The following is a 12,920-nucleotide window of genomic DNA, read 5'->3' as shown; positions in this document are numbered from 1 at the left end:
AATATCGTCATTACACTTTGCAAAAAGTCGGTATCTGAGCATCGCTGCTGCAAATCATTACAGTACGATGTAGGCAAGACCTTGATCATGTTGTCTCAGGCGTTTTATTTCGTCTGGCAACTGGTCTAGGTTTTTTTATGGCTGGTTGTTAGATGTGGAGAATACACATGGAAACGATTGGCTCATTATGGCTATATCTGGCATTTTTCGGTTTAGTCACCATCATGCTACTCATCGACTTTTTAGGCTTTAAAAATAACAAAGGCCAAGAAATCAAAGTCAAAACCGCTGCCTATTGGAGTATTGCATGGGTCTCTGTGGCTACCTTATTCGGTGGTGCACTGTGGCTCTACTTACAGCAAACCGCTGGTGTCGCTGTTGCAAACACCAAAGTCATGGAATATTTCGCTGGTTATCTGCTCGAAAAATCACTCGCAATTGATAACGTTTTTGTCTGGCTCATGATCTTTGCTGCCTTTGCCATTCCACCTGCTTTGCAGCGTAAACTGTTACTCTACGGTGTCCTTGGTGCAATTGTGCTGCGTACCATCTTTATTTTTATTGGGGCATGGTTCGTTCAAGAATTCTCTTGGGTACTGTACATCTTCGGCGCATTCCTAGTGTATACCGGCTTTAAATTCCTTAAGGGTTCAGACGAAGACGACAAAGATATCGAAGATATGGCAATTTTGAAGTGGCTACGTAAACACATGCGTATTACTCCTCAAATGCATGAAGATAAATTCTTCGTTCGTCAAAATGGTGTCTTGTGGGCAACGCCGCTCTTTTTAGTGTTGATCTTGGTTGAAGCTTCGGACGTCATTTTTGCGGTTGACTCAATCCCAGCAATCTTTGCGGTTACCTCTGACCCATTCATTGTACTGACGGCAAACTTGATGGCGATTTTGGGTCTACGTGCCATGTTCTTCCTCTTGTCTGGTGCTGCATCGAAAATGCATTACTTACCATATGGTCTGGGCATTATCCTGGTATTTATTGGCGCTAAGATGCTGTTGCTTGATGTGTTCCACATGCCAATTTGGATTTCACTCGGCTTTATTGTGGTGACCTTAACCATCACCGCGTGGTTATCGATCCGACACAGCAAGAAGTACAATGAAACCATGCTTTAAAACACTTAGATGATTAAAAGCCTTCTTTCGAGAAGGCTTTTTTATTCTGTAATAAAGCCATGAGCTAAGCTTCAGGCGTCATCAAGAGTTTGAGTTTCGGCCAGCGTTGTAAAAATTGTTTTTGCTGCACACGCTGCAAAAAAGTCGCCTGACTGACTAAACGTGGGTTCCAACGGACATTTAACTCAAATAAATCATCTAAACCCAAAGGAGCAATCAGCTGTATTTGTTGTTGATCATCCAATTTAACGGCGATGGCAGTGGCAGTTTCTGGCCACAAAGATAGCGCATGCTCAATCGACTTGAGCGCCTGTATCGGCTCACCATTTTCCAAACGATACCACTGATGTACTGTCGCTTGGTTGGTGACATCCCAATGAATGTGAGGAAAATTCAACTGCATCTGCTGTTGAATTCTTTGACCCTGTGTTCCATCATCATGTTCCGCATAATAAATCACATCCACTTCTGTGCCTTCCAGTACATAGAGTTGTTGATGTCGCTGTGACCAAATCAAATTACGAACCACGCCTGCAGCCAAATAAGCCTGTGTATCTATGGCATACAGGGCATGTAAAATCTGCATGATGCCTTGATGCTGAAGCAGGTTATGCTTTAATTGGTCTGAATAGCTCATGTTCACTAAAGGGTTCATTATCGTTTTTTAAAGGGCGCTCTTGAGATCAATATAGCAAGCGTTGCGACTCATGGTCTTTATTCATTCATCGATGCAATGTATACAGCTCAATGCTTTTGTATTATTCAAATCAAATACAATGAACAAAAAAACAGAATCACTCATAAACAGTTGTTCTATTTTTTAGAACACATTTTCACAATTACTCTAACGGTATTTTGAACCAAATTAAGCTACAATCAATCGAAAAAATTCTAAACTGCAGGTATGTCATGTCTTCTGTTATCGCATCTACAGCGATCCGTGGTCGCTTTCTAGATATTCAGAATACAGTTGCCCAAGCACGTGAAATTCACGACCAAGTGCGCTATTTCGAAGATGGTTTGCTGATTACGCAAGCCGGAAAAATTCAATGGTTCGGTCCATGGTCTGAGGGCCAACACCATCTCCCAGATCAGGTTGAAATACAGCATTATCCTGATCAATTGATAGTTCCGGGTTTCATCGACACCCACATTCATTATCCTCAAACTGAAATGATGGGGGCTTATGGTGAACAGCTACTGGAATGGCTTGATACCTATACCTTCCCAACCGAAATCCAATTTAAAGATCCGGCTTATGCAGAGCAAATTGCACAGTTCTTCGTAAACGAGTTACTCAAAAACGGAACCACAACAGCTCTTGTTTTTTGTACCGTTCATCCTCAATCGGTTGATGCTTTATTTAAGGCTGCAGAACAGCATCAAATGCGCTTAATTGCTGGTAAAGTGATGATGGATCGGCATGCACCTGAAGCGTTATGTGACACCGCGGAGAGTGGCTATAACGACTCCAAAGCACTGATTGAGAAGTGGCATGGCAAGGGCCGTAACCTGTATGCCATCACGCCTCGCTTTGCCCCAACCTCAACGCCTGAACAATTGGCACGGGCAGGGGAGCTAAAAACCGAGTATCCTGATGTTTATGTGCATACACATTTGAGTGAAAATAAAAATGAAATTGCGTGGGTCAAATCATTATTCCCTGAGCAAAACGGCTATTTGGACGTTTATCATCATTATGGTCTGACCGGATCACGTTCCGTGTTTGCGCACTGTGTGCATTTGGAAGATGCTGAATGGGACTGTATGCATCAGACCAACTCTGCCATTGCGTTTTGTCCAACCTCGAATTTGTTCTTAGGCAGTGGTTTATTTCCATTAAAGAAAACATGGGAAAAACAGGTGAAAGTCGGCTTAGGCACAGACATTGGCGCAGGCACATCATTTAACCAACTGCAAACCATCAATGAAGCCTACAAAGTTCAACAACTTCAAGGCGATAAACTATCCGCATTTGAAGCGCTGTACCATGCCACTTTAGGTGGAGCAAAAGCCTTAGATCTAGAGGACAAACTTGGAAACTTTGATTTGGGCAAAGAAGCAGATTTTGTGGTGCTCGATTTAAAAGCCACTGCGCTACAAGCCCTACGTCAACAACATACCAAAAATCTGGAAGATGCTTTATTTGCCCTCATGCTGATGGGTGATGATCGTAATATCCATGCCACCTATGTGTTTGGACAATGTGCGTATGTCAAAGCATAAAACGGCTCGACCGAGACGAAAAACAGCGTTGAAAATTGGACTGATTGCCGTCGCTTGTTTGTGCTTACTCAAGCGTGACAGCACTTCCAAGAAAAACTGATTACATTTTCAACGGCAAAAAAGATGCATCTGCGCGCCAGATGTATTAAAATTGGTTCATCTTTAGAGGTGTTGCAAGTCAACACCTTTTTTATTTTTTGATTTGCTTTTTTAGGTATCTACCCATGTCTGTTCAAATGAGCGTACTGATTTCCACTGAAGAAATTCAAGCTAAAGTGAAAGAGCTTGGCGCAAAAATTGATGCACACTATGCTAACAGCGACAAAGAGTTGGTGTTAATCGGTCTTTTACGCGGTTCTGTTATTTTTATGGCTGACCTTTGCCGCGCAATTTCAAAACCGCATGAACTCGACTTCATGACCGTTTCAAGTTATGGCGGTGGGACCGTATCTACTCGTGATGTAAAAATCTTAAAAGATTTAGATGGCGACATTAAAGATAAAGATGTCTTGGTGGTTGAAGATATTATTGACTCAGGCAATACCTTAAGCAAAGTTTTAGAAATTTTACAGACGCGCAATCCAAATTCAATCGAGCTTTGTACTTTGGTTAGCAAGCCTTCACGTCGTGAGATTGAACTCGAAGTGAAATTTTTAGGTTTTGAAGTCGAAGATAAATTTATCGTAGGTTATGGTCTGGACTATGATCAAAAATATCGTCACATTCCATTTATTGGCGAAATTGGTCTCTAAGCAAGATCAGATACTTAAGAGTGGCCTAAGGCCACTTTTTTTTTACTTTTCTGGCTATTTCAGAACAAAAAAACAACAGTTTTTTGCATGTTTAGGCTGTAGCTCAGCTTAGTTTTGATTAAAGATAAAGATTGAACATGTCGTAAAAAACAAATACATGATAACAAAAGGAGAGTTACTATGTGGTCACTCATTGTTGCGATTGTTGTTGGTTTTATTGCTGGTTTAATTGCACGTGCGATCCATCCTGGAGATGACAAAGCCGGTTTCATCATGACCACCATTCTCGGGATAGCAGGTTCCTTACTTGCGACCTATGGCGGACGTTTATTAGGTCTGTATGGAGAAAATTCTGCTGCAGGATTTATCGCTTCCGTCATTGGTGCGATCATCGTGTTGTTTATCTATAACCTTGTAACGAAAAAAACCCGCGTCTAATTTTTATAGCGCCATTAAAATACCCGCCTGTAGACGGGTATTTTTTTATTTATATTTTATTCATGACGTACAGCTGAAATTATTTGATCTCTTTTAACATCGATTCTAATTCAGCAGCAGGGTAAGCACCGGTTAAGATCGAACCATTGGCAAATACGATTCCCGGTGTACCACTTAGTTTTAAGCTTTTAGCTAATTTTAAATTTCGATCAATGGGGTTTGCACAACTTTTCGCTGACTTCGGTTGAATTCCCTTATTGATTAAATTATCCCAGGCCATAACAGGGTTTGACTCACAAAAAATCTGCTTCGATGGCGCCAACGACTGTGGTTTTATGGCTGTGACAAAAGTATAAATGGTCACATCATTGAGTTTTGCCAGTTCTACTTCAAGCTTCTTACAATATGGGCAATTTGGGTCAGAAAAGATCGCGATTTGGCGCTTCCCATTCCCCCTGACTGTTTTAATCGCATCTTGTAATGGAAGTTTATTCCACTCAGTTTTCTGCTGATCGAGGATCAATTGTTTGGTCAGATTTTTTTGATCTTTTAAACGGATCATAGATCCTGCAATCACATAATCCGCATTTTCACTCAAATACAAAACTTGATCTTCAACAAAACCGCTATATATGCCCGGCATTTCGGTACTTTGAATATTTTCAATTTTTAAACTGGGGTGCTTTTCTACCAAGAGCTTTTGAACCTGTGCCGCATCTGCCAAAGCAAAAGCCGAAAGGGTGGTACTCAACGCCAACGCACATATTTTTTTCAACATAGACCGAACAACTTCAACATTTAATTGATTCAGCATTCTAAGCCTTAACACGTGAAAGTCTTGGGCATTTTTCAGTTCATTACGCAATAGCTACATGCCGTTTCACGTGGAACATATTAAGCTGCATCAGGTGAATTAATTTCAACAGACACATGTACAATTTCTTCATGAATCGACAGCGCTTGACGCACTTCATCTGCACTCAATGCCTGACTTGTTTCTAAAGCCACAATACATGAAAACTGACCTTTACCCACTTTCCATACATGTAAATCAGTTACATCGACGTCGACAGGTAATTGCATTAAAATCTCTCGAATCTCATCAACGACAGGGTGATCCATTTCCGCATCCAGTAATGTTTGTCCTGTTTCTTTCATCAAGCCAATGGCCCACTTACCAACAAGTACCGCACCAACAATCCCCAATAGCGCATCTAAAAATCCCCAGCCCATCCATTTTCCAGCAAATAAAGCCACAATGGCCAACACTGAAGTCACCGCATCAGCAACTACATGCATGGAGGCTGCTTTCTGATTGAGGTCGTGATGATGATCATGCTGCTCCTCATGGCTATGATGTTGATGGTGATGGTCATCATGCAATAACCAAGCACAGATCAAGTTCACCACCAGACCTAAAATCGCAATAGGGATTGCTTCGTTATAATGAATTTGGACCGGGTTGAATAAGCGTTCCACCGAATGAAAAGCCATAAATGCAGCAACGACCATCAATAATATCGCGCTGCTATAGCCCGCTAAAATTTCAATTTTCCAAGTTCCAAAGCTAAAACGAGCGTCTTGGGCATAGTGGCGTGCCGCACGATAGGCAAAATAGGCCAAGCCTAATGCCAACATATGTGAACTCATATGCCAACCATCAGCCAATAATGCCATCGAATTAAAAATCCATCCGCCAATAACTTCTAACAACATCATGACTGCCGTTAAAATAGTGGCAATTAAGATCCGTTTTTGTGCGAGTGGATTACCTTCATCAAATTGATGATGATGAATTCGGATGGATGGGGAAGTTTTCATTAGGTTCTATGCTTAAATATACTCCCCCATAGTATATTTATTTTCGGGAGAAAGTGTTGAGTCATTTACATCAGGACAAAAAGATTTTAAATCGGGTTAAACGTCTACAAGGTCAGGTCAATGCGGTCGAACTGGCTTTACAGCAACCCGAAGCAGGGTGTATCGAGGTTTTACAACAGGTTGCGGCCATCAAGGGTGCAGTGAATGGATTAATGAATGAATTAATCGAAGCACATTTACGCCATCATGTATTGCCTCAAGATGCTGAAATTAATGAAGCAGAACTGGAAGAATTTGTAAAACTGCTTAAACGCTATGGATAAAGTTACAACTGTGATTTGACCATAGAAAACAATCGGCATTAAACTGAGCCCATATTTCCTTCTTTCTCATGCAGCACAATATTGACCCTATTGACTGTACCTCTGCGACTTTAAAATGACCACATCTCCCTCTTGGCGACCATTTATCATGGTGAGCCTTGCACTCTGTATGGGCACTATTGGTACAGCGCTAGCTAGTCCTCTGTATCCCATTTATCAACAACTTTGGGGACTGCTGCCGAGTCATATCACCTATATCTTTGTTGCCTACATGTTTGGTTGCCTAGCGACCTTGCTGTTTTTAGGTCGTACCAGTAATAGTTTTGGTTTTTTAAGAACCCTGCAAATCGGTATGGCGTGCATCATCTTGGGTTTAAGCTTGTCGGTGTTTGCCAGTAATGCGCTGTGGTTATCTATCGGGCGCTTTATTATCGGCATTGCCTCGGGTTTAATTAGTACCTCAGCTATGCTTGGCATGGTCTATACCATTCCTGAACAGCATAAAAATAATGCTCCGCAGCTGAGTTCAATCATAACTGTGATTGGTTTTGGTCTTGGCCCATTTATTGGTGGGGTGATCGCTCAGTTCTCTGAACAGCCTTTAATTACCCCTTATATCCCTGTGATCTTTGGGGGGTTGGCGTGTTTAATAGGGTTATTTTTTATTCGCACACCGAATTTTGAGCCACAGCCTTTTTCAGTGGCACCACATTTGGAATTGCCTGAAAAGCGTGATCATTCACGATTTTATATCGCCGGACTAACTGCCTTTTGTGCCTTTGGCTCTTTTAGCTTATTTGCATCACTCGCACCCTCTTTCGTCAAAGATGCAATCCCATGGCATGGCCCTTTGGTCAGTGGTAGTGCCATTGCAAGTATCTTGCTGGTTTCCGCTGTCGTGCAATTTATGGCGAAATCGATTCCTTCTGCAAAATGTGTCAATGCCGGCTTAATAGTGTTAATACTGAGCTATGCGCTCCTTGCGCTATGTATGACCCAACATTGGAGCGCATTGTTTTTTATTAGCGATGTTTTAGTCGGTGTCGGGCATGGTCTGGGGCTTTTAGGCGCATTTGGCTTAGTTCATCAAATGACCAACAATCAAAACCGTGCTGCGGTGATCTCGACCTATTTATTTATTGGATATCTAGGCACCATTATTCCAATTATTGCAGCCGGCTATTTATCTGATCATTTCGGCTTAATGGTCGGTGTTTTAGGTTTTTGTATTGGCGTAGGCTTATTGTGTATCGGCTTATTGTTTTGGCACCGCAGTCTGAACACCAATTAACCATTGAACTTATTCAAGAAGCATCTTGTATTGGGTGCTTCTTAAACCCAAAAGCAATTAAGAAACCCTATAAAAATCAATCAAATTAAATTAAGATCTTGTGTGATGTGATTCAAAAATTTAAAAAAATGCTAAAAATTCAATGTCAAATTAACACTGCGGAAAATCAAATCATCGCCAGCAGCAAATACGGGAATATTCACTATATTTTACCGTTTGAATCCTTACCGCAATTAGAAACCTATGATTTTATCGTTTGGGGCTTTTTACCCATTGCCATGCGCCTTGGCATCCCGCTGCATGTAGAAGGACCTATTTCAATACAAACCCTCCACTCCGCACGGGAGGTTTCAACGGTCTGGGCCGCTTGGTTACCTGATTTATATCAACCAGTCATGCTCAGTGCTGCATCGATTATCCAAACACCACCGGCAAACCAACCCACTCAAAATTTAAGCTTTTTTAGCGGTGGGATTGACTCCACTTATAGTACATACAAAGCTTTTCTTGAAAATGGGCAAGACTCTGATTGTCTCACTGTGCATGGAATGGATTATAAATTTGATGACCATAAAAAATTTCAGGCCTTAATGGATCAGACCCATGACTTTAGAAGCCAAGTTTTTAAGCAAAGTCGCGTGGTAAAAACCGATGCTTACACGCTGTACAGTAAATATGGCTGTAACCCTAAAGGTTCGCATGTCACACATATCTTTTCGCTGTTTTCCTGCGCTTCGATTTTTGAACATTACCAGCAATATCGAATTTCAGCCGATTACCGTTTAGATCAACAATTATTCGTTCATCCCTATGGCTCAAATACGGCATCCAACCGATTGATGAAGAACCGATCCGGGGTCTTAATCACCCTCGACGATGATGTCACGCGATCACAAAAAACCGCACTTCTAAGCCAATGGGACTTAGATTTACAAACCCTGTCGATCTGTGTGGACTATAGGGCTCGACCAAAAAATTGTGGTCAATGCAGTAAATGTATGCGCACCAAAGCCATGTTTTATGCCACTAGCCCCGAAATTCCCGATATCTTTTTAGATCGTCGCTTTGAAAAACAGTGGTATCAATCCATTCCATTAAGTTCAAAAATTAATCGTGCATTTTTAATTGATATTTTGTCAGCGGTCGAAAAATCCTCGCAACAGCAACAATTTCCAGACTATGCAACACTCAAAGTCAAAGTTGAGGCTGTATCGAAAAGAGCAGCAATCAATCCTTTTTATGGGATGAAAATAAAAGATGTGCTGAGAACAATCTTTAAAATCATTATTGGCTCAAACCCACGCTAAACGATGTAAAAAAAGCACGATGTTTTCGAATATCGTGCTTTGGATGGATCTATCCATAGGTGAAATGAGGAGCTCAATCGTTTTATTACTTGCCAATACAGAATGATCCAAAAATCTTCCCTAGCAAATCATCCGCACTGAAATCGCCGGTAATTTCACCTAAGGCATTTTGCGCCAAACGTAGAGATTCAGCCACCAACTCACCCGCATGATAAACCACCAACTGCTCACGTGCTTCTGCAAGATAGCGCTGAGTGCGCTTCATTGCGTCTAAATGGCGTGTTCGAGCAATAAAGGTATCTTCCTCTGGTTGAAAGCCTGCATGCGCTGTAATCGCATCAATAAGCGCTTGAACGCCAGTTTCTTGTTTAGCCGAAACGCGAATATGTCGAAAACCGTTTAAATCGGTCATTTCCGCGGTAGATCCCGTCAAATCGCATTTATTACCAATTAACATCAAACGCTTCGGTTCAATATGATCGGCAAAGTACGCTTGAGCCAATTGTAGTGGATCTTCGCCCTGACTCAAGTCATAGACCAAAAGTAACAAGTCAGCTTGCTCAATTTCTTTAATTGCGCGACGAATCCCTTCTTTTTCGACGATATCACCGGTTTCACGTAAACCTGCGGTATCGGTCAAGGTAATCGGCAAACCATTGAGGCTGATTTTTTCATGTAAAACATCTCGTGTCGTACCGGCAATATCCGTCACAATCGCACGTTCAACACCTGCCAAAGCATTAAGTAGAGAAGACTTACCTGCATTGGGTTTACCGGCAATCACCACTTGTAGACCTTCACGCAGTAGCTGACCTTGACGAGCAGATTGCTGTACAGCATGGACCGAGCTTGCCACTTCATCTAATAAACCCAAAATCTTACCATCCGCCAAAAAGTCGATTTCTTCTTCAGGAAAATCAATCGCTGCTTCCACATGCAAACGCAAATGGATAAGTTTTTCTAGCACCGTATTGACCTTGCTCGAAAAGGCACCTTGTAATGAACGTACCGCAGAACGTGCTGCTGCTTGTGAGGTGGCATCAATCAGGTCGGCAATCGCCTCGGCTTGCACCAAGTCCATTTTGCCATTTTCAAAGGCGCGCATTGAAAATTCGCCCGCTTTCGCAGCAATAGCACCCAATTCAAGTAACCGTGCCAATAATGCATTTTGAATAACGGGGCCGCCATGACCTTGAAGCTCCACCACATCCTCACCCGTAAAGGAGTGCGGATTTGGAAAGCAAATCACCAAACCTTCATCCATGATTTCATTCGATGCATCATAAAACTTACGGAAACCAGCAAAACGTGCTTGTGGTAAGGATTGCTGCGTTAATGCTTCTGCAATGGCATAAGATTGGGGACCAGACAGGCGAATCACGCCGACACCACCACGACCCGGCGGTGTGGCAATTGCTGCGATGGTGGTTCGGTTTAACATAAAATTCACCTAAAAATTTTCAAACGACAGATAAAGAAAAATCCGCCTAAGATTACCATCTTAAGCGGATTTATTCAGCCCATCAGCAATGCTTAGTTTGCTGAGTCAGCTGCTTCACGTTTTAAACGGTCTTTTTCAACAGATTTGTTAATCAAACCTTGTTGAAGAATAGTAATACTGTTGTTACAGATCCAGTAAAGCACAAGGCCTGCAGGGAAGAACAACATAAATACCGTAAAGATCACTGGCATGATTTTGAAGACTTTCGCCTGCATTGGATCAGCCGGTTGTGGGTTCAAACTTTGCTGAATGAACATGGTCAAGCCCATTAATAGCGGCAAAATAAACCATGGATCCATCGCAGATAAATCTTGAATCCAACCTAACCATGGCGCATGACGTAGTTCAACAGACTCCATCAATACCCAGTACAAAGCAAGGAAGATCGGCATTTGGAGCAATAACGGCAAGCAACCTGATAGTGGGTTCACTTGTTCACGTTTATACAATGCCATCATTTCTTGCGAGAAGCGCATACGGTCTTCACCGAACTCTTCTTTCATGCGTTGCATTTCAGGTGCAATCACACGCATTTTCGCCATAGAGCGGTAGCTCTTCGACGACAATGGCCACAAGATCAGTTTCACCAGAATCGTCAATAGAATAATTGACCAACCCCAGTTACCCACTAAACCGTGGAAAAACTCAAGACCGACAAACAATAATTTCGCAATAGGCCATAACCAACCGTAGTCTACAGTTTGGTTTAAACCAACCGCCAATTCTTTTAATTCAGATTGGATTTTTGGACCTGAATAGAACGTTGCATCTACTTCTGCCACAGTTCCTGCAGGAACATTGATTGCAGGTGAAGTGAACTGAATAATGTTCATATCATCGGTAGATTTACGTGACTCAAGTTTCGCAGCATAAGGTTGACCATTGGCTTGCGTTAATTTGATCTGTCCAGGAATCCACGCACTCACGAAGTAATGCTGAACCATTGCAACCCAACCGCCAGTTGCTTCAACATTCAATTTTTCTTCATTGAAGTTAGCAAATTTAAGTTTGTTGTAATGTTCTTCAGGCGAACCCCATGCACCACCAAGGAATGTACCTAAAGTGAAAATACCTTGATCAGATTTACCTGGATCTTCAGAGTTGTCGCGTTTAAGCTGACCAAACATCTGACCTTGCCAGTTCTGAGCACTGCGGTTCACGATTTTATGATTCACGACAACAGGGTATTCACCTTCAGTGAAGTTAAAGGTTTTAATAACCTCTACACCATCTGCTGTTTTATAAACCATTGGTACTGACAAAACTTTTGCTGTTTGGCCATCTTTACCCTTCACAGCTTTTGCGTCATTCAACGTATATGAAGATTTTTCAATCTCATAGGTTGGACGTCCTTTCGGATTGCTGTCAGGGCCATTAAGACCAATTAAGCCAGACTGAGCAACATAAGTCCGTTTTGCATCGCTTTCAAGCATTACAAACGGTTCGTCGCTGTCTTTATTTTTGTCATGATTGAGTAATTCAATACGAACAATATCGCCACCCTTTGGATTAATCCAAAGATGGTAAAGGTCAGTTTGTACTGAAATTAACTGTTGACTAACAGGTGCAGTGGCATCTGTTGTTTGTTGTGTAGCAGCATTATTTGCTTGCGGCACATCAGTAGCAGCCGTAGCTGTCTGGCCATTTGGTAAATCGGCAGATACTTCATGCGTTACCACCGCAGCATTTTGCTGAGGTTTTTGTTCCGCATGTCCATAATCTTTCTGCCAAGCCAAAATGAGCAAATATGCGACAACAAACATGGCCCCTAGAATTGCAATCCTGGCCCATTGTTGCATAGGTATTACCCCAAGTGGTTAGAGTGATTTTGGTTCAATAAACGTTCACGAAAGGGTACAGCAACGTGAAGCGTTTGAGAATCTATTTGCTGAAATGAAATAAAACGAATTGCTTTTGATGGAACAGGATCATAGCCTGAACCGCCCCAAGGATGACAACGGCAAATACGCTGAACAGCTAGACACACTCCACGTACAGCACCATGTTGATGGACTGCTTCCAAAGAATATTGAGAACATGTTGGAATATAACGACAGCGTGGTCCCAATAAAGGACTAATCGCAATCTGATAGAAACGAATGAGCCAATGCAGTAAACGAACCATTGG

Annotated in this window: 13 protein-coding genes; 7 read left to right on the top strand and 6 right to left on the bottom strand. The window is 42.0% G+C overall.

The window, feature by feature from the left end; all coding sequences use genetic code 11:
• The first annotated feature begins 167 nt into the window (after positions 1-167).
• Positions 168-1,133: a TerC family protein gene (locus FTU79_RS14430; protein ID WP_180050943.1), complete on the top strand. Its 966-nt coding sequence runs from the start codon at positions 168-170 to the stop codon at positions 1,131-1,133.
• Positions 1,134-1,197: 64 nt separating this feature from the next.
• Here the strand turns inward: FTU79_RS14430 and FTU79_RS14425 are convergent, their stop codons facing one another.
• The gene (locus tag FTU79_RS14425) at positions 1,198-1,770 is read right to left on the bottom strand and encodes a nucleotidyltransferase family protein (protein ID WP_257224327.1); all 573 of its coding nucleotides are present in this window, start codon (positions 1,768-1,770) and stop codon (positions 1,198-1,200) included.
• A gap of 272 nt (positions 1,771-2,042) precedes the next feature.
• Here FTU79_RS14425 and guaD point away from each other — a divergent pair, with 272 nt between their 5' ends.
• The 3 genes from guaD to FTU79_RS14410 all read left to right on the top strand — a co-directional run bounded on the left by guaD (position 2,043) and on the right by FTU79_RS14410 (position 4,549).
• Positions 2,043-3,359, top strand: a complete 1,317-nt coding sequence (gene guaD, locus FTU79_RS14420) for a guanine deaminase (protein WP_180050937.1) — start codon at positions 2,043-2,045, stop codon at positions 3,357-3,359.
• 224 nt (positions 3,360-3,583) lie between these two features.
• Positions 3,584-4,111: a hypoxanthine phosphoribosyltransferase gene (gene hpt, locus FTU79_RS14415; RefSeq protein ID WP_078194457.1), complete on the top strand. Its 528-nt coding sequence runs from the start codon at positions 3,584-3,586 to the stop codon at positions 4,109-4,111.
• Between the two features lie 180 nt (positions 4,112-4,291).
• Complete coding sequence (locus FTU79_RS14410) at positions 4,292-4,549, top strand: GlsB/YeaQ/YmgE family stress response membrane protein (protein ID WP_078189516.1); 258 nt, start codon at positions 4,292-4,294, stop codon at positions 4,547-4,549.
• 79 nt (positions 4,550-4,628) lie between these two features.
• On the opposite strand, the gene FTU79_RS14405 is transcribed toward FTU79_RS14410, so the two are convergent.
• Positions 4,629-5,327 carry a DsbC family protein gene (locus FTU79_RS14405; protein ID WP_180050972.1) on the bottom strand — a complete coding sequence of 233 codons (699 nt, stop codon included), beginning with the start codon at positions 5,325-5,327 and terminating at the stop codon, positions 4,629-4,631.
• Positions 5,328-5,443: 116 nt separating this feature from the next.
• Positions 5,444-6,370: a CDF family Co(II)/Ni(II) efflux transporter DmeF gene (gene dmeF, locus FTU79_RS14400; protein ID WP_180050932.1), complete on the bottom strand. Its 927-nt coding sequence runs from the start codon at positions 6,368-6,370 to the stop codon at positions 5,444-5,446.
• Positions 6,371-6,426: 56 nt separating this feature from the next.
• On the opposite strand from dmeF, the gene FTU79_RS14395 reads away from it, so the two are divergent.
• The 3 genes from FTU79_RS14395 (at position 6,427) to FTU79_RS14385 (ending at position 9,291) form a co-directional block, all read left to right on the top strand.
• Entirely contained in the window at positions 6,427-6,693 is a 267-nt protein-coding gene (locus FTU79_RS14395; RefSeq protein WP_078194474.1) for a metal/formaldehyde-sensitive transcriptional repressor, read from the top strand.
• A 115-nt stretch (positions 6,694-6,808) separates the two neighbouring features.
• Positions 6,809-7,984 (top strand): MFS transporter, encoded by a 1,176-nt coding sequence (locus tag FTU79_RS14390; RefSeq protein WP_257224326.1) that lies wholly within the window; start codon positions 6,809-6,811, stop codon positions 7,982-7,984.
• Positions 7,985-8,112: 128 nt separating this feature from the next.
• Entirely contained in the window at positions 8,113-9,291 is a 1,179-nt protein-coding gene (locus tag FTU79_RS14385; RefSeq protein ID WP_180050929.1) for a hypothetical protein, read from the top strand.
• Between the two features lie 85 nt (positions 9,292-9,376).
• Here FTU79_RS14385 and mnmE read toward each other — a convergent pair whose 3' ends face one another.
• From mnmE to yidD, 3 genes are all read right to left on the bottom strand, one after another.
• The gene (mnmE, locus tag FTU79_RS14380; protein ID WP_180050926.1) at positions 9,377-10,732 is read right to left on the bottom strand and encodes a tRNA uridine-5-carboxymethylaminomethyl(34) synthesis GTPase MnmE; all 1,356 of its coding nucleotides are present in this window, start codon (positions 10,730-10,732) and stop codon (positions 9,377-9,379) included.
• A gap of 92 nt (positions 10,733-10,824) precedes the next feature.
• The gene (gene yidC / locus FTU79_RS14375; RefSeq protein WP_180050921.1) at positions 10,825-12,591 is read right to left on the bottom strand and encodes a membrane protein insertase YidC; all 1,767 of its coding nucleotides are present in this window, start codon (positions 12,589-12,591) and stop codon (positions 10,825-10,827) included.
• Between the two features lie 5 nt (positions 12,592-12,596).
• Positions 12,597-12,917 carry a membrane protein insertion efficiency factor YidD gene (gene yidD, locus FTU79_RS14370; RefSeq protein ID WP_078189510.1) on the bottom strand — a complete coding sequence of 107 codons (321 nt, stop codon included), beginning with the start codon at positions 12,915-12,917 and terminating at the stop codon, positions 12,597-12,599.
• Between the last annotated feature and the right edge of the window lie 3 nt (positions 12,918-12,920).

It is taken from the genome of Acinetobacter sp. YH12144 (genome assembly GCF_013418345.1).
Classification (GTDB): Bacteria; Pseudomonadota; Gammaproteobacteria; order Pseudomonadales; family Moraxellaceae; genus Acinetobacter; species Acinetobacter amyesii.
Note: the sequence above shows the minus strand (reverse complement) of the source record. Positions and strands in the feature narration are given on the sequence as shown.